Genomic DNA, 19,829 nt, shown 5'->3' on the forward strand with positions numbered 1-19,829 from the left:
GCCATTGCCCGTTTTTTGCTTACATGTTCGGATAGTTTGGACCGTCGCCGCCCTGCGGTGTGGTCCAGGTGATGTTCTGGCTGGGATCCTTGATGTCGCAGGTTTTGCAGTGAACGCAGTTCTGGAAGTTGATGACGAATCGCGGGCCGCCCTCATCCTCGACCACTTCATACACGCCCGCAGGGCAATACCGCTGCGCCGGCTCGTCGTATTTGGGCAGGTTGACCTTCACGGGGATCTCGGGATCGGCCAGACGCAGGTGGCAGGGCTGGCTTTCCTCGTGGTTTGTCGCTGCGAACGAGACATTCGTCAGACGATCGAAAGACAGCGTCCCATCCGGCTTTGGGTAATCGATTGGCTGGTGCTTGCTGGCATCCTCGGTCGATTCCGCGTCGTTCTTGCCATGGCCCAACGTGCCAAACAGCGAAAAGCCAAACGTGTTGGTCCACATGTCCAGACCACCCAACATCAGGCTGGCGGTCAGACCCCATTTCGACCACATCGGCTTGACATTACGAACCTTCTTCAGGTCGGAGCCAATCGCGCCATTGCGAACTTCGGTCTCGTAAGCCGTTAGCTCATCGCCCGAACGCTCGGCCTTGATCGCTTCGAAAGCAGCCTCGGCCGCAGCTTTGCCCGACAGCATCGCGTTGTGGTTGCCTTTGATGCGCGGCACGTTGACCATGCCTGCCGAACAGCCCAACAGCGCCACGCCCGGCGCGACCAGTTTCGGCATCGACTGATAGCCGCCTTCCGTAATCGCACGGGCGCCGTAAGCCACGCGCTTGCCGCCTTTCAGCAGATCGGCCACCATGGGATGGTGCTTGAAACGCTGGAACTCCATATAGGGGTACAGATACGGGTTCTTATAGTTCAGGTGAACCACGAAACCGACGTAAACCTGATTGTTCTCAAGGTGATAGATGAAGGATCCGCCGCCTGCGTTGCTGCCCAAAGGCCAGCCCATCGTGTGCGTCACGCTGCCTTCCTTGTGCTTGGCAGGGTCGATCTCCCAGATCTCTTTCATGCCGACACCATATTTCTGCGGCTCTTTGCCGGCAGACAGGTCGTATTTGGCGATCACTTCCTTGGACAGCGACCCGCGCACTCCTTCTGACAAGAAGACATATTTGCCGTGCAACTCCATCCCCGGTTCGGTGTTGGGGCCATAGGAACCGTCTGCCTCAAGGCCAAAAACGCCTGCTACCACGCCTTTGACTTCGCCATTGTCGCCATAGACCATTTCCGAGCACGCCATGCCCGGAAAAATCTCGACACCCAGTTCTTCGGCCTGTTCCGCCATCCAGCGGCACACATTGCCCATCGAGACGATGTAGTTGCCGTGGTTGTGCATCAGCGGCGGCATCGGGAAGTTCGGGATGCGGACCTGGCCTGCTTCACCCAGCATGTAGAACTTGTCGTCCTTCACGGGCACATTCAGCGGCGCGCCTTTTTCCTTCCAATCCGGGATCAGCGCGTCCAGACCACAGGGATCAAGAACCGCGCCCGACAGGATATGCGCGCCAACCTCGGACCCTTTTTCCAGAACGACAACGTTCAGGTCGGCATCCAGCTGTTTCAGACGAATGGCCGCCGACAGTCCCGCAGGACCTGCACCCACGATCACCACATCGTATTCCATCGCTTCGCGTTCAATCTCGGCCATCGCGGGCTCCCTAGCTAACTTTCCGAATTGGCGCTGTCACCGCATGATCTGCGCAATTTTGTTTCACGGCTGATTACATGGTCGGAAAGACATTGGTCAATCGAAACACGGCGTAACAAGGGCGCTATTCGACACATCACCCCTCTGGTGCATCCCCCATCAGGTACCTGGGACCGCTACCATGCGATTTTGCCCGGTCATCGGGGTTGTAGAGCGCGCATTTCGGCAGGCTCAGACACCCGCATCCGATGCAGCCATCCAGATTGTCGCGCAACCGCTTTAGGGTGTCGATTCGCTGATCCAGATGGGCCCTCAGCTGTACGCTGATCGCCTTCCAGTCCTGAGGCGTCGGCGTGCGGTTTCCGGGCAGGCCCGACAGCACCCGCCGGATTTCCGGCAGCGTCAGGCCGAACTGCTGCGCAATCATGACAAAGCTCAGCCGCCGAATATCGGCCCGCTGATAGCGCCGCTGTCCGCCCGCGTTGCGCCAGGGCGAAATCAGACCCTGCGCTTCGTAATACCGGATGGCCGACACGGCCAGACCTGTGCGCCGGGCCAATGCGCCAATCGCCAGCCCCTCTGATGCCGCCATCAAACCCTCATGAAAAATTCCTTGACCTAAAGTTAGGTTTAGAAATTACGCTGAGTCGGGACAAGCCAAAAAACACAGGAGATCCCATGATGGCGACGCTTGAACACACCAACTTCACTGTCCGCGACCCGAAGGCCTCGGCCAATTGGATGCAAAAGGTCTTTGGCTGGAAAACCCGTTGGGAAGGCCCCGCAATTGCCGGCGGATACACCGTGCATGTCGGTTCGGCCCATACGTATCTGGCACTGTACAAACCTGACGACCCGAAGCAGTCGGATGAAATCAGCTATGATGTAATCGGCGGGCTGAACCACGTGGGTGTTCTGGTCGAAGACATCGATGCCACCGAAGACAAGGTTCGCAAGGCAGGATTCGAGCCCCACAACCATGCCGATTACGAACCAGGGCGCCGGTTCTATTTCCGTGATGACAACGGGATCGAGTTCGAAGTGGTGCAATATGATTGAGATGATTTGGCTTTGCACCCCATCACAGCGTTGGCGCAGGTCGCGGCATCCCGATCATCGGCACAGGCCCCACCCCAAATCAAAACGGCGCGAAGTCGCGAATTGATCGCTGCTGACGCTGTCACCTCTTGCAATTCACGTGGCATTTGGGTCAGGTAACTGCCAATCTAACATTCGCCCCGACGCTCCTGTGCGGCGGGGCGACTCAATTTATGCGTGGACGTAGAGAGTATGGAAAAGATCCCGATGACGCCTGCGGGCAATGCCGCGCTCGAGGCTGAGCTGAAGAACCTCAAATCCGTTGAACGCCCGGCGATCATCGAAGCCATCGCCTCGGCGCGCGAGCTGGGCGACCTGAAGGAAAACGCCGAATATCATTCTGCCCGTGAAAAACAGGGCTTCATCGAAGGTCGCATCAAGGAACTGGAAGGTATTCTGTCGCTGGCTGATGTCATCGACCCGGCAAAATTGTCGGGTGCGGTCAAATTTGGCGCAAAAGTCACATTGGTCGACGAAGATACCGAGGAAGAAAAGACCTGGCAGATCGTTGGTGAATACGAGGCCAATATCGAAAACGGCCTGCTGAACATAAAATCCCCCATCGCCCGCGCCCTGATCGGCAAAGATGAAGGGGACAGTGTCGAAGTGCGCACACCCGGCGGCGTGCGCTCTTACGAAATCCTGAGTATCGAGTACGCCTGACCGGAGCGCATGTAATGTCGGGGCCAAAACCTGACCCGGAAACCGAAAAGCCGACGTCGCTGGGCATCTATGATCGCCCGAAAACTCCGGCTGTCACCGAAATCGAGATTGCCGCACTGGTGCTCAGCCTGATCTGGCTGGTGGTGTCGGTCGTCTTTCTCGTGCTGCCCGGTCAGGGGCAGAACGGTGGCTTTGTCGTCGCCTTTCTGGCCGTGTTCATGCCCGTGGCGATGATCTGGGTTGCGGCCACCGCGATGCGCGCCAGCCGGGTGATGCGAGAGGAAAGTGCGCGGTTGCAAACGGCAATCGACGCGATCCGGCAGGCCTATGTGGCGCAGCAGCAGCGCGCCTCCAGCACCTATGAACCTGCGGTGACCAAAAAGCTGGATGAAATCGCTGCGGCCACTCGAAAAACCGAAGACGCCCTGGCAACGTTCTCGACCAAACGCACGGCGCGTTCTGCCACGGCCACGCAGAGTTCCTCTCAGGGCGACCAGACCTCGTTGGAACTGGGCACACCTGCGGAAGAGATCACACCGCCGCTGAGTACCGAGGTATTCATCCGCGCCCTGAACTTCCCCGAAACGCAGGATGACACCGAGGGGTTCAATGCGCTGCGTGTTGCATTGAAGGACCGCAAGACGGCACAGCTTGTGCAAGCTTCGCAGGATGTACTGACGCTGCTCAGCCAGGAAGGCATCTACATGGATGACCTGCGGCCCGACAAGGCCCGGCCAGAAATCTGGCGCCAGTTCGCCCAGGGCACACGCGGGCGCGCCGTGGCGGCGCTGGGGGGCGTGCGCGACAGATCCTCACTTGCGCTGACGGCAGCCCGGATGAAACAGGATCCGATTTTCCGCGACGCCGCGCACCATTTCCTGCGTCGGTTTGACAAGATGATGGCCGAGTTCGAACCCACGGCAAGCGATGCGGAACTGAGTGAACTGGGTGAAACCCGAACGGCCCGCGCGTTCATGTTGCTGGGTCGCGTGGCGGGCACGTTTGATTAATCCGGCCCGACAATCCACGACATTTTGGTCGCGCTGCTGAAATTGAACAGATACTTCAGCGGTCCGGTTTTTTCTTGACCCATGGGCTGGAATCCCTCGCGCTCGTAAAGGCTGCGGGCGCGGGGGTTCGTGTCGATGACATCAAGCTGAACCTCTGACATGTTGCGGTTGCGGGCCTCGGACTTGATGGCATTCAGCAATGCCGTGCCCACTCCTTTGCCGCGCGCCTCGGCAGCGACAAAAATACCATCCATCTGGAACACGCCCGGTTTCAATTCGCGCTCCAGCACGCTCAGAACCGACGCGCGCCAGGTCGCCCCGAACCAACCATAGACCTGCGCCAGACCAGACATATTGCCCCCCGCAAAAGAGCCGTCACGTGTCTTGAAACCTGCCAGACCCAGTATCCGGCCCGTTTTATCCCGTGCAACCAGCGCGAAATCCGGGTTCAATGCGATTTCAAAGAAAGCCAATCCTTTTTCGTCCGGCCCCATGACTTTGCCCAGTTTTGCCGCAAATGCCTGCCAGAACAGTGCCGCCGTTTGCGCGCGTTCCTGATTGGCGAACCCTCTTGAAATCGTGACCGTCACAACCCGAAACTTCCATACGGAAGGAACCGGACCATATCGCCCGGTTTGACATGGCGCGCACCGTCCTCGATTTCGACCAACCCTTCAGCCCAGCTGAGGCCACTGATCCGGCCTGATCCTTCCGAGTGGAAAACCTCGGCCCGCCCATCCCGCATTCTTGCTCGCAGATATTCCCGGCGACCGGGCTTCTTGCGCTTTTCAAAGGCGGCAGGCACTTCGAAACCTTGCGGTTCAGCCCAGCCTTCGCCGGACATCAGCCCCAAAGCCGGACGCGCGAAAATCAATGTACAGACCATGGCGGCAACCGGATTTCCGGGCAGGCCAAACACCGGCACGCCAGACCACAAACCCAAAGCCAGCGGCCGCCCGGGTTTCAACGCAATGCGCCAGTGCTGCATCGCTCCGGCCTGACGCAACAGCGCCGAAACATGGTCTTCGTCACCCGCTGACGCGCCACCACTGGTCAAAATCACATCCGCCTGTTCCGCGGCCTGATCCAATCGATTCCGCAAGGCGTCCCGATCATCCGAAACACGCCCCATATCCACGGGTACGAACCCCATACGTTCGATCAATGACAGCAGCATCGGGCGATTGGCGTCGAAAATCTGACCCGGACCAGCGCTCTCTCCGGCTTCGACCAATTCATCACCCGTAGAGACCACGGCCACGCGAAGCGGTTTGCGCACGTTGACTTCGGCAATCCCCACGGCAGACAGCAGCGCAAGATCGGCAGGGGTAAGCCTGCGCCCGGCAGCAAGGGCGACATCGCCTGCGGCCACATCTTCTCCCGCGCGCCGTGTGTTGGCGCCTTTTTTCAGCGGACCGAGGAAGGCTATGTGGCCGTCCTTGACCGTGACATCCTCTTCCAGAATGACCGTATCGACACCGGCAGGCAGCGCCGCCCCCGTCAGCACGCGCAAGGCCCGACCTTCAGGCACGTCACCGTCGAACGGGATCCCTGCCGCCGCGCGCCCGTCAATCAATGGCATGATCTGCGGGCCATCAGCGACGGGACCGGCAAACCCGTACCCATCCACGGCCGTATTCGGTTGCGGCGGGTTCGAACGTCGGGCGACTACATCCCCAGCCAGAACGCGCCCGCATGCCTTGGTCAGCGCCATCGTCTCAGATGCGGTGATCGGGTGCAGCCTGTCCCGCAAACAGGCCAGCGCCTCATCCACCGGTGTCCAGTTGACCCCGGCGGGCAACGCGAAGCAATCGTTCCGCAACGGGGGCGGGGTTATGTTCGGCTTGTCCTGAGGCACACCCAATATCCAACCTTCCTCTGCCGCTGAGACGTTCAATTGCGCATCCAACTCCTGCTCTGTCAAACCCGACAGAGTCAAGGCGACCTGTTCAACCTGCCAGTCATCTTTGATCCGCCCTTCCGGAGGCGCGCCCAAGGTCAGAGACGGCCAGATTTCCACGAAAGAGACTGGTTTATCCAGCGGTTCGAACGGCCAGACCGAGATTTGCCCGGCAAACCGATGGCGAAGCCGGTTCAGAACCGGAAGGCCCATCATCACCTGCCCGCCCACTGCACCCACACCCGCCATCTGCCAGCAGGTGAAACTGCCCTTTGCCAAAGTCTCCACGGCACGACGGTTCGGGAACGGGTTTGAATAGTCCGATTTGGTGCGTGGCAGGCCGTCAATATCTCGGCGCAGTCCATTCATCCAGAACGGGCCACGGCCGCCAAACTGAAGGTTGATCCGACCCGCCAGATCAAAGCGGTTGTTGGCCTTCGGGGAATCCTCGACATGTTGGTCGAACCAATCCCACAACGCCAGCGGATCGTCCGTTCCGGTCATCGCCCGCGCGAAGCCGCATGGATATCCAAAAGGAAAATCGAACCCAAGAAGCAGGCGGCGACCGGCCTTCAGTTCGGCGCGGATCAGAGCATCCAACCTCTGCTCGGCTATCTGCCTGTTGCGCAGGTATTCGGGGTCAAGCGCTTTTCCGTTTCGTACAATGCAGGCCCAGATCGCATCCTTGCGCGGGGTCGGCCCGGTGTCGTTTCCGCCAGACCAATCCACCATTGCAAAGGTCTGGAACAGACTCACAAACCGACCTCTTTCAGGATGAAGTCAGCAATCCCGACGGTATAGTCCAGATCATAGACCGGGCGGTCCAGATCCAGCGGAGTGTCGCTGGCCACCGCGCGGATGGTGCCATTTTCCGGTGCCATCAGCGCATGGCCCGCCGCGGCGCGATACGCTTCGATCTTGGGGTGGTCCTCGCGCTTGAAGCCTTCGACCAACACCAGATCGACCGGCGAGAGCCGCGCCAGAAGCTCGGCCAGCGGCGGTTCAGGCGCGCCCCGCAATTCCTGCATCAAAGCAATGCGTTGCCCCGAGGCAAGCAGCACCTCGCTGGCCCCCGCAACGCGGTGCCGGTGACTGTCCGTGCCCGGCTGATCCACATCGACGCTGTGATGCGCGTGCTTGACCGTAGAGACCGTAAAGCCCCGGCTGGTGATCTCGGCCACCAGCCGTTCCATCAGCCCGGTTTTGCCGGCATTCTTCCAGCCCGTGACGCCATAGACCCTCATGCCTGCTCCAATAATGTTCGGGCACGATCCAATTCTTCAGGCGTGTTGACGTTGAAAAACGGATCAAACGGGTCGGCGCTGAACAATGCCTCGCGTCCTTCATGTTTGTCGGTCCACAGCACCACCTTGCGCAACCCGTCCATCAGCGCCGCCCGCAGATCATCGCGCAGCGCCACGGGCCAAAGCCCGAATGTCGGGTGTCGGTTGACTCGCTTGCCGCCACCGGATTTCAGCGCCTCGTCGCCCGAACGCGGCGTGGTGGCCAAGACCAACGGGTGTACCTGCCCTTCCGCAGCCTGCGTCAGTCGCGTAACCAGATCGCGCGGGAAAAATGGCGTATCCGCGGCAGCTGTCACGATGCTGTCCGCCCCCTGCTCTGCCGCCCAGTCGAGCCCGGCCAGCACACCGGCCAGAGGCCCGGCAAACCCTTCGATCGTGTCAGGCAGGACGGGCAGGCCCAGTTCAGCGAAGCGCTCAGGGTCGCCATTCGCGTTCAACGCCAACCCACTTACCTGTGGGGACAAACGGTCAATCACATGGGATAGCAGGCTCTGCCCCCCGATCTGCAGCAAACCTTTGTCGCCACCACCCATACGGGTGGCCTGCCCGCCTGCAAGAATGACGCCAAGCGGTTTCGTCATGATGAGTCCTCGATTTCCGGCCATTTTCGGAATTTCTCCAGCGGTGTGAAAATCCAAACCCCACTACCCGCACCCAGCAAAATGAAACACAGGCTCAAAGGAAGTCCGGAAAAGTCGACCAGGACATGGCTCAAGCGAATGAAAGCGAAAAAGAGCACCAAAACCGCCACAGGCGCGAAAAACGACCAGAAATAGCACCGATACCTGCGGAGTGATCGACGGATCTCGTCGGGTAATACAACTGAGTCCGGTAAACCTTGAAGGAGGATACGTTGCAATACAGCGCTTTGTTTTTGCACCGCCAATCCCCAAGCCGCCCACCCCATCCGGAAGGGGGCAAACAGGTCGAATGTGCCGATGTATTCTCTTGCCTCCCACCCCAATCGATCCAGAGTTTCTTCGTCCAACCGTGCCATGCCCTCTACGATTGCCCGTTTGCTGCGTGCGTAGTTTCGCGCAGCAAGAATGCTCAGCGGCAAGATACTGACTGCAACGACAAACAGGAAAAAAAGTCTAAGGGTTTCCAAAATCATCCTGCACTTTTCCGGCGGTGTTTCCTGTCTTCGACAGCAACGGTTGACGGGTCCACGTCGCGCAGCAGGCGATCCTCACCCGACAGGCAGACAAAGCGCTGGCCGCGCATCCGCCCGATCAGCGTCAGCCCGACCTCGCGCGCGATCTCGACGCCCCAGGCGGTGAAGCCCGAGCGGGACGCCAGTACCGGAATCCCCATCATTGCCGTTTTGATCACCATCTCGGATGTCAGACGACCAGTGGTATAGAGGATCTTGTCCGCCGCACTCTCTCCTTCTGACAGCATCCAGCCAGCGATCTTGTCGACGGCGTTGTGGCGGCCCACGTCCTCCATATAGACCAGCGGGCGGTTTTCACGGCACAGGACCGTGCCGTGAATCGCTCCGGCTTCGAGGTACAGCGACGGAGTGCGGTTGATCTTCGAGGCCAGATCATACAGCCACGAGGTGCGCACCTGAACCTGCGGTAGCTGCACGTCTTCTAGCCCCTCCATCATGTCGCCAAACACAGTACCCACGGCACACCCGCTGGTGCGGGTCTTTTTCTTCAGCTTGTCCTCATACGATGTTTCGCGCGCGGTTCGGACGATCACGGTTTCAAGATCGTCGTCATATTCCACGCGCGTGATTTCGTCATCCGACAGCAGCATCCCCTGATTGCGCAGAAAGCCCAGCGCAAGATATTCGGGATAATCGCCAATCGTCATCGCCGTCACGATTTCCTGCGAATTGAGGAAGATCGTCAGCGGGCGTTCCTCGACCACAGATATCTGGCTGATTTCACCGTTCTGATCCACACCCTCGACCGCTCGGGTCAGGCGCATCGCACCCGGATCAGGGGCGATAAGATAGTCCGACAGATCGAATTCCGTGGCCAATTGCAACCCCTTCCCAAGACAGTTACTGCTGCATGAATCACCATAGGATTTAGCCATGGCCTCTGCCACATCCAAGTCATACTTCTGGAAAGGTTTTCGGGACGGGACGCCGTTTATCTTCGTCGCCGTGCCCTTTGGCCTTCTGTTTGGTGTTTTTGCGACGGAGGCCGGGTTGACCCTTGTCCAGACGATGGCCTTTACATCGACCGTTTTTGCAGGTGCCGCGCAATTCGCGGCGTTGCAATTGTTGCAGGACAACACCCCGACCGTGATCATCATAATCTCGGCGCTGGCCGTGAATCTGCGTATGGCGATGTATTCCGCATCACTGACACCTTACCTGGGTTCCGCGCCCATGTGGCAGCGTGCCTTTGCGGCATATCTAACCGTGGATCAATCTTATGCCTGCTCGATCGTGCGGTTCGAGAAAGAGCCCGACCTGTCAGTGCCACAACGCATGGCCTATTTCGTGGGCTCTGTCACGCCGATCACACCGCTTTGGATTCTGAGCACTTATCTGGGCGCGGTGCTGGGTGCGCAAATACCGGAAAGCTGGGCGCTGGATTTTGCCTTGCCGATCACCTTTCTGGCCATGATAGGGCCGATGATGCGGACCTTTGCACATGTGGTCGCGGCCCTTGTGGCCATCACGGTATCGTTGTTGACCGTCGTAATCCCGTTCAATCTGGGTCTGCTTATCGCCGGATGCGCTGGAATGGTTGCCGGAGCACAAGCGGAACTGATCCTCGAACGCAGAAAGACGCGACAATGACACAGCCCGCTTCCGTCACCATCTGGACCATTATCATCGGGCTTGCCATCGGCAGCTATGCGCTGCGCTTTGTCTTTATCGGTTTTGTGGGTGATCGCCCGATGCCGCCTTGGCTGCTGCGTCACCTGCGATATACAGCGGTGGCCATCCTTCCCGCATTGATCGCACCGCTGGTCGTTTGGCCCTCTGCCACCGAAGGGCAGCCTGATCTGCCCCGTATGTCGGCGGCAGCCGTTGCCCTGGCGGTCGGAGTGATCAGCAAAAACGTGATAGCGGCCATCTTTTCCGGGGCCGCCACGCTCTATGGTCTGCTTTATCTACTGAGTTGAGACAGCGTCGAGCTGGTTGAGACGCGCATTGTTTGCCGCCAAACCCTTTTGCAGATCCGCATCGTCATTTTCCCGATATTCTTCGGTCACGACGCCCGGAATCTGCGCAAACTGTTCCGACAGGTTAACCGGATAGAACGTCACATCAATCTGCTCGAACCCCGGCACCTGCTTCAACAGTTGAGAAGTCGAGTTGGTACAGAATGCGCCAGCGACCGGACCGGATTGCTTTGCCAGTTGCAAGGCGATTTCAGCCTGTTGCGGGCTCACCTGAATGGTCTGTATGCGGGCATAATGCGTCTCGCGCGCGTGCGAGCTGCGATAAGCTCGTTCGACCGCAGGGGTAATGCCGTAAAGCACATCATCCTTCACCGGAACCACATCCGCCCGGAACGAACCGGCAGGGTCAAAGATCACCCGCTCGCTGCCCGAGATCATCAGCGACGTATGCGCGCCCGATCCGGTGCGTGTGTTGATCATTGTGTACAGCGTCAGGGTCGCTGGCCCCGGATCACGGTAGGACCGGGACACGATTTCGTTCCGATCCGCCTGTGGACGGTTCGAATTGGCGCAGCCCGCCACTGTCGCTGCCAGCAAGCAGGCAATCAATATCCTGAGCAAGTCAGCCCCCGAAATGATTAGGAGGCGAAAACCGCCAGGAACAGGCACAGGAAGGCAATGGCGACCACACACCACGTGGTGGCCTTGATGAAACCGTTGAATGTCTTGGTTTGGACCGTGATGTCCATTTCGCCGTGCTTGTGTTCAGCCATGAGTCTCAGATTCCCAATTCGCGTGTTTGATCTGTTGGATAATAGAAAACAGAACGCCTGTCACCACGTCATTCGCGCGCAGGACGCTGTTACTTGAGAACCGAACAACCGGGATACCCGAACCCCCACCGCCAGGGCAGGCCGCTGCACGGCCCGCCACCGAATCGCACCGCCCCGTACATTGCATCCGCAGTGATCGCGTGCACGCTGCGAATCTGTTCAGGCGACATGTCGTACTGGTCGGCATAGTCCTCGGCATGGTTGTCTCCGTGCTGCACCACACAGGCGTGCAAGGCGTCATCCGCTGCCAGACGTGCCTCATAGCTTTCGTTGGCTGTCTCTGCACCGCCCGCATTGTGATATGCCCGGTCGTGGATGACGCAGCAGTACTCCCACGGCGGGTGTTCTTGATATAGCGCGCCAACCTGTGGGAATTGCTTTGCCACCCAGCGCCAACTGGCTGACAACCCGCCTGAACAGCCATCGGTTTCAAACGACGTCAGTTCGGCGTCCTTGCTTTGCTCGATCAGGGCGCGGTGGCCCGGCATTTCAAATCCGCGCATCAGATCTTGTGCCCATGCCGATAGTGGCAGCAGAGACAGAAACAGGGTCATATTAAGGACTTTCATCGCGCATCGCCTCTGTATCGACCTGCAATCCAAAGGTGGTTGCCAGCCACAGCAACAGCCGCTCGCCCGGCCCCATTTCAGCGCGTATGCGCAAAACCTCATTGGCCATGGCCGGGCGGTCGGTAATCAAACCATCCACACCCATCGAGGCCATCCTGGACATCTGCAACGGATCATTCACCGTCCAGACATAGATATCCTTACCAGCGTCCTGCACTTTGCGGATCAGCCCGGGTGTAACCATGCCTGCATTGACGGCGACAAATTCACCTTCCAACCCCGACAGATCCCCAATGGCCGTGGCCGCCAGCACACCAGAGCGCCAATCGGGCCGCAACTTTTCCATCTTTTGCACGGCCGGGTATTTCAGCGACATGGTGGCAACGTCGTTCTGCATCCCAAGTTCTTCGACAAGGCCGATCACCCGATTTTCCAGATCGACGTCGTGACCATAATATTTCAGCTCGATAAGAACCTTCGACTTACCCTTGGCCGCTTCCAGTACTTCTCGCAGGGTCGGGGTCCGCTCTGCGGCGTATTCCGGTCCGAACCAGCTTCCAATGTCGATATCAGCAACATCCTGAATCGTCGCATCCCAGACCTTCAGGTTGACGCCGGCCAACTTCATGAAATCGCTGTCATGGGCCACGACAACCACATCATCCGCCGTTTCCTGAACGTCTATCTCAACCCAGTCCGCACCATCCTCGATCGCTTTCAGGACCGAGGCCATTGTGTTTTCAGGTCGCAAAGCCGCAGCGCCCCTATGGCCGATGACCTCGGCTTGATCCGGCGCCTGCACGCGTTCCAGCAAGCTTTGCCCAAGCCAGAAGCCCACGCCCAACGCGGCCAAGGCCGCCACGACAGTCACAAGAACCGGCTCGCGGATCCTTCGGGGTTCGGGATGGGGAACGTCCTTGGTCTCAGCTTCAAAGAAACCGTCCAGCAAGACCGCCAATGCGCCCAGCGCCGTGGCCGCCAGAACCAACCCTGCCAGGGACCAAAGCCCCGCAATGACCAGGCTGAAGATCAATGCCAGTCTGAGGTTGCCGCCTTCCTGCAAGGGCACAACCGCAAACAACAGACTGGCCACCGCCGCAATCAAAGCCGCAATCACAAGCCGCAGTCCCAGCCAAAGGGCAAGCTCGATCTTCAAACGCCCGCGCTTGCCTTCCATCTTTTGTTCGCTTTTCGCGAATGCTCCGCGTGGTGAGGCCCCCTCGAACAGGACCAGATGCAACGCCAGCGCCCATCCCGACAGTCGGCGGATCAACACCCATGCCAACGCAAGAACGACAAGCCCGATCAGAACCACGGCCACCTGAAAGGCCGGAGGGTGGAATGTCAGGTAATAATTGATGTCATATTCCGTCAGCGTCCACCATGCGATCAACCCCGCGATGGCCACAAACGGCAAGGCGAGCAGCAGAACGCGCAGGATGAACCGAACGGCAAATCCGAACAGCGCCGGAAAGCGGGACAGGTTCAGTGCCAGTGCCGCGCTGCCTGCGCGCCAGGGGTCGTTTTCTCCCATACGCAAGGACCCGGCCATGACCGCGAACACAAGCACCTCGGCCAGCAAGAACAGACTGAGCACCGCAACACCCGCGATGAACCCTGCCGGAGACAGCAGGAACATCGCAATGTCCTGATCGGTCAGAGCGGTCTGATTTGACAGAGAGACCGCCAGATTGACAGCCACAGCCACACCCGGCGCGATCAGCGCCACCAGCAGCAAGCGCACAGCGATATAGATTGGCACAAAGACCCGGCGCCGTTCCCAGGCACCTGCATAGGCATGTGTTACTGCTTGAAAAAACCTTGTCACGTGCGCGCCTCCGGACTGATGCAGTCATTCAAAGGCGCGCAAGCGTGAATTGCAAGTCAGCTGTCTTCCAGATCCGCCGCCAGACGGAAACCGATGCGGTTGGCGGGTTTGTCCTCGACCGATTTGGGCAAGGCGCGCAGCATCACGTTCAACTGGCTGACATGCTGCACCAATTGCGTGCGGGCCCCGGTTCCGTCAGATCCGTAAAAGGTGATCACGTCGGGGTCGAAATACCCCATCCCTTCGATTCGCATGACGCCGGCATCGCCGCCGGTAAAGCCCATGGCGACTTCGTGATCGCCGTCCAGAGTCTTTTCAAAGTTCTGGATATACATGATCAGACGCTCGTAAGCCCATTGCGCCGGGCTTTTGTTGGCAACAGGCTTCTTCAACCCCTCGGGCAGGTCCTTGGTTCCGGATTCGGCATTGGGATCCGCGTGCACCTCGTGACACCGCGGCAAAGCGGCGGCTTCGGCGGCCTCGGCCGAGGTTTCGATCTGGTCCTGCATTCTTCTACCCTTTGCGCTGGTACAGCCATGCCCCGTCAGCGCGTTGCGTCCGGGTTACCGCACCAATGTGGTAGAGATGATTCACATGCGCAACCGCCTCAACCAGCGCAAGCCCATATTCGCCGTCGCGGATCGTGCGTTTGAACAGTGGCAGAAAACAATCCGCGGCCGCTCTGGGTTGATCCAGATGCTTCAACAGGCGGTCCAACGCGCCGTGATGGTTGTCGATCAGCTGTTTCATCCTCAGCGGCAGGCCCGAAAACGGCAGCTTGTGCCCGCCCAGAACCAGATGATCGGGCCGGGCAAGCGTCTGCAACCGCTCGCAAGCTTCCAGCCACGCTGAAACCGGATCGGCCATCGGTTCCGTGGCATAGACGCCCAGATTGGGACTGATCGAGCTGAGAATCTGATCGCCGCTCAACACCAGATTGTCGTCACGGCTCCAGAAAGTGGCGTGTTCCGGCGCGTGGCCATTGCCCATATGCACATCCCAGTCGCGCCCTCCCATTCGGATCGCGTCGCCCTGCTTGATCCGGGTAAAGCCCAGTGGCATGGGATAGACCGTGTCGGCAAAGTTGAAGGGGCGATCCTTCATCCGCACATTCAGAACCTGGGGCGCCATGCCGGCGCTGCGATAGAAATCAAGCGTCTCCTGCGGCCATGTGTCCTGCACATCCAGCGTCAGCATCCGCGCAAACAGCCATGAGGTGCGGCTTGTGACCAGTTCGGCCCCGTGTTCCGACTGAAACCACCCGGCATTGCCGACATGGTCAGGATGATGGTGCGTCACCACCACACGGGTGATCGGTTTGCCTTTCAAAGGCCCGCCCATCAGGGTTTCCCAGATACGCCGCGTCTTGTTCGACGACAGCCCGGTGTCAATCACCGTCCAACCTTCGCCATCGTCCAGCGCGTAGATATTGACGTGATCCAGCGCCATCGGAAGAGGCAGGCGCATCCACAGGACGCCCTCGGCAACCTTGATGGCTTCACCCGGCGCGGGCGGTTCAGCCCACGGATATCTGATCCCCGATACGCGATCCCCGTCCATCACGCCGCCAATTCATCCGGGCTGAGCGAAAAGAGATCATCCGCACCGCTTTGCACCCGCGCCAGAAGGCCGGAATGCTCGGGCAACAAAGCGTTGATGTAGTACCGCGCCAGTTTGGCCCGTGGTCCATCCGGATCGGCCAGTGCCGCGGACAGGTGATAGTGCCCGCCAAGAACCCGGGCAAACGCCAGAAGATATGCCGTTGCGCCTGCAAACCGATCGTTCATGTCGTCCTGCGCCACCAACCATTCGGTTGCCTCGCGCAGGGTTTCCGTGGCCTCCCACACTGGACCGGCCAGATCGGGCATCGTCGCACGCGCGTGCTCTGCCTGTTCTTCGATCTCGTCCAGAAGGTTCGACGCCGCCTCGCCGCCGTCCATCATTTTGCGCGCAACAAGGTCCATGGCCTGAATGCCGTCGGTTCCCTCGTAGATCGCGGTTACGCGAACATCGCGCGAGTATTGCGCCGCACCTGTTTCTTCGACAAAGCCCATGCCGCCATGCACCTGCACGCCGGTTTCGGCCACGCGTATTCCGGTCCGGGCCCCAAAGTTTTTGCCGATTGGCGTCAACAACGCAGCCCGCGCGGCCCAATCGGCGTCGCCTGTGGCTTTCGCCATATCAATCGCCGTTGCGTTGGCCAGAAGAATCGCCCGAGCTGCAAAGATATCGGCGCGCATATCCATGATCATGCGACGCACATCCGCATGATCGATGATCGTACCCGAAGGCGTCCTGCCCTGCTTGCGTTCCAGCGCATAGGCCAAAGCGTGCTGATAGGCGCCTTCCGCAACGCCCACACCCTGGCCACCCACGCCCAGGCGGGCGTTGTTCATCATGGTAAACATGGCCGCCATACCACCATGTTCCTTACCGACAAGCCATCCTTTGGCGCCCTCATATTGCATCACGCAGGTGGGTGAGCCGTGCAGACCCATCTTGTGTTCGACGGAAACAACCTTCAGGTCGTTGGCCACGCCGGGATTGCCATCCGAATCGGGGATGTATTTCGGCACCAGAAACAAGGAAATGCCCTTGGTGCCGGGCACACCGTCCGGCAGGCGGGCCAGAACCAGATGGCAGATATTTTCGGCAAAGTCGTTATCGCCCCAGGAGATGAAGATCTTCTGCCCGGTCACAGAATATGTGCCATCACCGTTTGGTTCGGCCTTCGAGGTCAGCGCCCCCACATCCGATCCGGCCTGCGCTTCGGTCAGGTTCATGGTGGCTGACCATTCGCCGGAAATCATTTTGGGCAGATACAGCGACTTCAGTTCGTCGCTGGCGTGATGTTCCAACGCCTCGATCTGGCCCTGCGCCATCAGCGGAGCCAGTTGCAACGACAGGCAAGCGGCGCTCATCATCTCGTTCACGGCAGTGGTGACAGCCATCGGCAGGCCCATACCGCCATATTCAGGATCAGCGCTGATCCCGATCCACCCGCCTTCGGCAATCGCCTTCCAGCCATCGGCATAACCCGGAGAGCTGCGCAGCACGCCATTTTCAAGCCGCGCCGGTTCCAGATCACCGGCACGCTGCAACGGGGCCAGAACCTCTTCGCTCATCTTGGCCGCTTCGGTCAGGATGGCCGTGACGACATCGGCGCTGGCATCTGCGAAAGTCTCGGTGGCGGCGACCTGGTCGAACCCGACGACATGTTGCAGCAGAAATTGATAATCTGAGATTGGGGCGCGATATGGCATGATTTCTCTCGGGGTCTAACGGATCAGAATACATCGGCGGGCTTGGAATCAAATGCAAGCGCCGGTAAGCGTGTGGGCCTGAACCGATTACGTACCTTACCTCAAGTTCCAGGCAACCAAAACGCGGCGTCATCAGATATGATCTCATCCGGCACACAGGAATTGACGGCAGATCCCGGCGGCATCGCGCAGGCTGCCGATTTTTTGCGCCAGGGTCTTCTGGTCGCTTTTCCGACCGAAACGGTCTATGGCCTTGGCGGCGACGCCCGCAACGGACAGGCCGTCGCATCGATTTACGAGGCCAAGGGACGGCCCAGCTTCAACCCGCTGATCGCCCATGTCGCCTCGGTCGAAGCGGCCCAGCGCTTTGTGCAATGGTCGGATCTGGCCGAGCAACTCGCACAGGCCTTCTGGCCTGGTCCTCTGACCCTGGTTTTGCCGTTGCGCGAAGGGCACGGGGTTTCCTCGCTGGTGACAGCCGGGCTGGACACTCTGGCCGTGCGGGTACCTGCGCATCCGACGGCGCGTGCGCTGCTGGCAGACTTTGACGGACCGGTCGCGGCCCCCTCGGCTAATCCCTCGGGTCAGATCAGCCCCACGACGGCGGCTCATGTGTGGTCCGGTCTTGGCGGACGGATCGCGGCTGTTCTGGACGACGGCCCCTGTGCGGTGGGGCTGGAATCCACCATTGTGGGTCTGGCCGGAGAGCCCACATTGCTGCGTCCTGGCGGCGTTGCGTTGGACCGGATCGAAAGCGTGCTGAACATGCACCTGCACCTGCACCAATCCGGCGATCTGCTGACCGCTCCGGGGCAGTTGCAGTCGCATTATGCGCCCGACGCCCCGGTCCGCCTGAACGCCACTGCGCGTCACGGGGATGAGGTTTTGCTGGGCTTTGGAGCGGTGGATTGCGACCTGAACCTGTCTGTCCAAGGACGTCTGACCGAGGCGGCCGCGAACCTCTTTGCAGCCCTTCACAGGTTGAACGAGACCGGTCGACCCATTGCCGTATCTCCGATCCCGAACACCGGATTGGGGGCCGCAATCAACGACAGGCTGCGCCGCGCCGCTGCGCCACGCGACAGCTGATCAGGCCCGGCCTGCGCTGGCGGACAACGTCAGAGGGTCCACCCCGAGCGTCGCCAAGGCAGCTTCCCATTTTTCGTCATCAGGCACGTCGAAGACAAGTTTCGTCGTCGCTTCGGTGGTCAGCCAGCCGTTCATCGCGATTTCGTCCTCAAGCTGACCCGGGCCCCAGCCGGAATAGCCCAGCGTCAGCATCGAATTCAGTGGTCCGCTGCCAGAGGCCAGATCTTCAAGCACATCCAGCGTCGCCGTCATGCTGAAATCCGCGGAAATATGCATCGAATGCAGATTGGCCTCATAATCGGCGCTGTGCAGGACAAATCCGCGCGACATCTCGACCGGGCCACCGAAATGCACAAGGCGCTCTCCGATCACCGGGATACGGCAGGCGATGTTCAGTTGCCCCAGCAACGTCTTGATTCGCAGATCCGAAGGCTTGTTCACGATCAATCCCATGGCGCCATCGTCGCCATGGCTGCACATATACACCACCGAATGGTCGAATCGCGGATCGCCCATTCCGGGCATCGCAATCAACAGTTTTCCGGTCAGGTCCATGGGCCTTCATCTCTTTGTCAGTTCACGTCAACAATGGCCCTGCCGCACCCCAGTTTGCAAGAGACCAACCCGTATTTCGACAGATTTCAGCGCAGTGACCGGATCGTGACTTGGAATCCGCGCCATCGACGCGCATTTATGGGGTATGAAGATGCTGATCAAACCCACCGCCGTAGCCGCGCTCGCGTGTCTGAGCCTGTCCGTTCCAGTTGCCGCGCAGGACTTGGACAACGTGGTTCGGCTGGATGTTCTGGATGGTGGACGGACGACCAACGGCACCTACATGACCGCGCTGAAACTGACGCTCAAGGATGGCTGGAAGACCTACTGGCGCGCGCCAGGAGATTCCGGCATCCCGCCCGAGTTCGACTGGAAGCGATCCAGCAATGTCGGCCAGGTGGAAATCATCTGGCCCTCGCCCGAAGTCTTTGACCAGAATGGCCTGCAATCGATTGGCTATGAAAATCAGCTGGTCCTGCCCATCAAGGTCACTCCGCGCAACCCGGCAAAACCGGTCCGTCTGAAAGGTAAGATGGATCTGGGGGTCTGCAAAGACGTTTGCATCCCGGAACGCCTGGATTTCGACCACACGCTGGACGCCGAAGCTGATCGCAACCCGGCGATTGCCGCAGCGATGGCGCAAAGGCCCTATTCTGCACGCGAAGCTCGTGTCACCAAGACCACCTGCAATCTGACGCCCACGAAAGATGGGATGCGGATCGAGGCGCGGATGACGATGCCGTCCGCGGGTGGCCGAGAAGTCGCCGTGATCGAACCTGGCAATCCTTCGCTTTGGGCCTCGCAACCCGTATCTCAGAGGCAGGGGGATACATTGGTGGCCGAAGCGGAAATCATACACGCATCAGGTGCACCTTTTGCGCTGGACCGGTCCGAGATCCGGATCACTGTTCTGGGGTCCGACCACGCGGTGGATATTCTGGGCTGTAGCGCGGGCTGA

23 protein-coding genes are annotated in these 19,829 nt (G+C 59.6%); 7 read left to right on the top strand and 16 right to left on the bottom strand.

Annotated features, from left to right (window positions below; all coding sequences use genetic code 11):
- Nucleotides 1-19 precede the first annotated feature (19 nt).
- On the bottom strand, nucleotides 20-1,666 hold the full coding sequence (locus tag GS614_RS16490) for an electron transfer flavoprotein-ubiquinone oxidoreductase (protein WP_171726816.1): 1,647 nt from the start codon (nucleotides 1,664-1,666) through the stop codon (nucleotides 20-22).
- Nucleotides 1,667-1,802: 136 nt separating this feature from the next.
- Complete coding sequence (gene soxR, locus GS614_RS16495; RefSeq protein ID WP_171119728.1) at nucleotides 1,803-2,258, bottom strand: redox-sensitive transcriptional activator SoxR; 456 nt, start codon at nucleotides 2,256-2,258, stop codon at nucleotides 1,803-1,805.
- 86 nt (nucleotides 2,259-2,344) lie between these two features.
- Here soxR and GS614_RS16500 point away from each other — a divergent pair, with 86 nt between their 5' ends.
- The 3 genes from GS614_RS16500 to GS614_RS16510 all read left to right on the top strand — a co-directional run bounded on the left by GS614_RS16500 (nucleotide 2,345) and on the right by GS614_RS16510 (nucleotide 4,437).
- Nucleotides 2,345-2,725 carry a VOC family protein gene (locus GS614_RS16500; RefSeq protein ID WP_171726817.1) on the top strand — a complete coding sequence of 127 codons (381 nt, stop codon included), beginning with the start codon at nucleotides 2,345-2,347 and terminating at the stop codon, nucleotides 2,723-2,725.
- A 231-nt stretch (nucleotides 2,726-2,956) separates the two neighbouring features.
- Nucleotides 2,957-3,427, top strand: a complete 471-nt coding sequence (gene greA / locus GS614_RS16505) for a transcription elongation factor GreA (RefSeq protein ID WP_152456794.1) — start codon at nucleotides 2,957-2,959, stop codon at nucleotides 3,425-3,427.
- 14 nt (nucleotides 3,428-3,441) lie between these two features.
- On the top strand, nucleotides 3,442-4,437 hold the full coding sequence (locus GS614_RS16510) for a hypothetical protein (protein ID WP_171726818.1): 996 nt from the start codon (nucleotides 3,442-3,444) through the stop codon (nucleotides 4,435-4,437).
- Here GS614_RS16510 and GS614_RS16515 read toward each other — a convergent pair.
- Genes GS614_RS16515 through fdhD form a run of 6 tightly spaced genes read right to left on the bottom strand, consistent with a single transcriptional unit; the run spans nucleotide 4,434 to nucleotide 9,639 of the window.
- Complete coding sequence (locus GS614_RS16515; protein ID WP_367397109.1) at nucleotides 4,434-5,027, bottom strand: GNAT family N-acetyltransferase; 594 nt, start codon at nucleotides 5,025-5,027, stop codon at nucleotides 4,434-4,436. The two genes, GS614_RS16510 and GS614_RS16515, sit on opposite strands and share 4 nt — an antisense overlap.
- Nucleotides 5,024-7,069 carry a gephyrin-like molybdotransferase Glp gene (gene glp / locus GS614_RS16520; protein WP_171726869.1) on the bottom strand — a complete coding sequence of 682 codons (2,046 nt, stop codon included), beginning with the start codon at nucleotides 7,067-7,069 and terminating at the stop codon, nucleotides 5,024-5,026. Before glp ends, GS614_RS16515 begins: the two co-directional genes overlap by 4 nt.
- 20 nt (nucleotides 7,070-7,089) lie before the next feature.
- Nucleotides 7,090-7,581 carry a molybdopterin-guanine dinucleotide biosynthesis protein B gene (mobB, locus tag GS614_RS16525; RefSeq protein ID WP_171119730.1) on the bottom strand — a complete coding sequence of 164 codons (492 nt, stop codon included), beginning with the start codon at nucleotides 7,579-7,581 and terminating at the stop codon, nucleotides 7,090-7,092.
- Nucleotides 7,578-8,222, bottom strand: coding sequence for a molybdenum cofactor guanylyltransferase MobA (gene mobA / locus GS614_RS16530; RefSeq protein ID WP_171726819.1), 645 nt, complete (start codon nucleotides 8,220-8,222; stop codon nucleotides 7,578-7,580). Before mobA ends, mobB begins: the two co-directional genes overlap by 4 nt.
- Entirely contained in the window at nucleotides 8,219-8,755 is a 537-nt protein-coding gene (locus tag GS614_RS16535) for a hypothetical protein (protein ID WP_171726820.1), read from the bottom strand. The genes mobA and GS614_RS16535 overlap by 4 nt, the downstream gene beginning before the upstream one ends.
- Nucleotides 8,752-9,639, bottom strand: a complete 888-nt coding sequence (gene fdhD / locus GS614_RS16540) for a formate dehydrogenase accessory sulfurtransferase FdhD (protein WP_171726870.1) — start codon at nucleotides 9,637-9,639, stop codon at nucleotides 8,752-8,754. The genes GS614_RS16535 and fdhD overlap by 4 nt, the downstream gene beginning before the upstream one ends.
- A gap of 49 nt (nucleotides 9,640-9,688) precedes the next feature.
- Between fdhD and GS614_RS16545 the strand changes: the two genes are divergently transcribed.
- Together GS614_RS16545 and GS614_RS16550 are read left to right on the top strand one after the other, a co-directional pair.
- A complete protein-coding gene (locus GS614_RS16545; RefSeq protein ID WP_171206073.1) occupies nucleotides 9,689-10,405 on the top strand; it encodes an AzlC family ABC transporter permease in 717 nt (238 codons plus the stop codon).
- Nucleotides 10,402-10,734 carry an AzlD domain-containing protein gene (locus GS614_RS16550; protein WP_171119734.1) on the top strand — a complete coding sequence of 111 codons (333 nt, stop codon included), beginning with the start codon at nucleotides 10,402-10,404 and terminating at the stop codon, nucleotides 10,732-10,734. Before GS614_RS16545 ends, GS614_RS16550 begins: the two co-directional genes overlap by 4 nt.
- Here the strand turns inward: GS614_RS16550 and GS614_RS16555 are convergent.
- From GS614_RS16555 to GS614_RS16585, 7 genes are all read right to left on the bottom strand, one after another.
- A complete protein-coding gene (locus GS614_RS16555; protein WP_171206074.1) occupies nucleotides 10,723-11,355 on the bottom strand; it encodes a hypothetical protein in 633 nt (210 codons plus the stop codon). The genes GS614_RS16550 and GS614_RS16555 overlap by 12 nt on opposite strands.
- 17 nt (nucleotides 11,356-11,372) lie before the next feature.
- Entirely contained in the window at nucleotides 11,373-11,507 is a 135-nt protein-coding gene (locus tag GS614_RS16560; RefSeq protein ID WP_050604020.1) for an aa3-type cytochrome c oxidase subunit IV, read from the bottom strand.
- Nucleotides 11,508-11,596: 89 nt separating this feature from the next.
- Nucleotides 11,597-12,136 (bottom strand): hypothetical protein, encoded by a 540-nt coding sequence (locus GS614_RS16565; protein ID WP_171726821.1) that lies wholly within the window; start codon nucleotides 12,134-12,136, stop codon nucleotides 11,597-11,599.
- Nucleotides 12,123-13,964: a glycerophosphodiester phosphodiesterase family protein gene (locus GS614_RS16570; protein WP_171726822.1), complete on the bottom strand. Its 1,842-nt coding sequence runs from the start codon at nucleotides 13,962-13,964 to the stop codon at nucleotides 12,123-12,125. Before GS614_RS16570 ends, GS614_RS16565 begins: the two co-directional genes overlap by 14 nt.
- Before the next feature lie 56 nt (nucleotides 13,965-14,020).
- Entirely contained in the window at nucleotides 14,021-14,473 is a 453-nt protein-coding gene (locus GS614_RS16575) for a DUF6173 family protein (RefSeq protein ID WP_171119738.1), read from the bottom strand.
- Nucleotides 14,474-14,477: 4 nt separating this feature from the next.
- Nucleotides 14,478-15,524: an MBL fold metallo-hydrolase gene (locus GS614_RS16580; protein ID WP_171726823.1), complete on the bottom strand. Its 1,047-nt coding sequence runs from the start codon at nucleotides 15,522-15,524 to the stop codon at nucleotides 14,478-14,480.
- Entirely contained in the window at nucleotides 15,524-17,227 is a 1,704-nt protein-coding gene (locus GS614_RS16585; protein WP_171726824.1) for an acyl-CoA dehydrogenase, read from the bottom strand. Before GS614_RS16585 ends, GS614_RS16580 begins: the two co-directional genes overlap by 1 nt.
- 138 nt (nucleotides 17,228-17,365) lie before the next feature.
- Here GS614_RS16585 and GS614_RS16590 point away from each other — a divergent pair, with 138 nt between their 5' ends.
- A complete protein-coding gene (locus GS614_RS16590) occupies nucleotides 17,366-18,316 on the top strand; it encodes an L-threonylcarbamoyladenylate synthase (RefSeq protein ID WP_171726825.1) in 951 nt (316 codons plus the stop codon).
- Here the strand turns inward: GS614_RS16590 and GS614_RS16595 are convergent, their stop codons facing one another.
- Nucleotides 18,317-18,871 carry a YqgE/AlgH family protein gene (locus GS614_RS16595; protein ID WP_152456781.1) on the bottom strand — a complete coding sequence of 185 codons (555 nt, stop codon included), beginning with the start codon at nucleotides 18,869-18,871 and terminating at the stop codon, nucleotides 18,317-18,319. It abuts the gene before it with no gap.
- Between the two features lie 151 nt (nucleotides 18,872-19,022).
- Here GS614_RS16595 and GS614_RS16600 point away from each other — a divergent pair, with 151 nt between their 5' ends.
- The gene (locus GS614_RS16600) at nucleotides 19,023-19,829 is read left to right on the top strand and encodes a protein-disulfide reductase DsbD domain-containing protein (protein ID WP_371809409.1); all 807 of its coding nucleotides are present in this window, start codon (nucleotides 19,023-19,025) and stop codon (nucleotides 19,827-19,829) included.

This window comes from Ruegeria sp. HKCCD6604 (assembly GCF_013110635.1).
Taxonomy (GTDB): domain Bacteria; phylum Pseudomonadota; class Alphaproteobacteria; order Rhodobacterales; family Rhodobacteraceae; genus Ruegeria.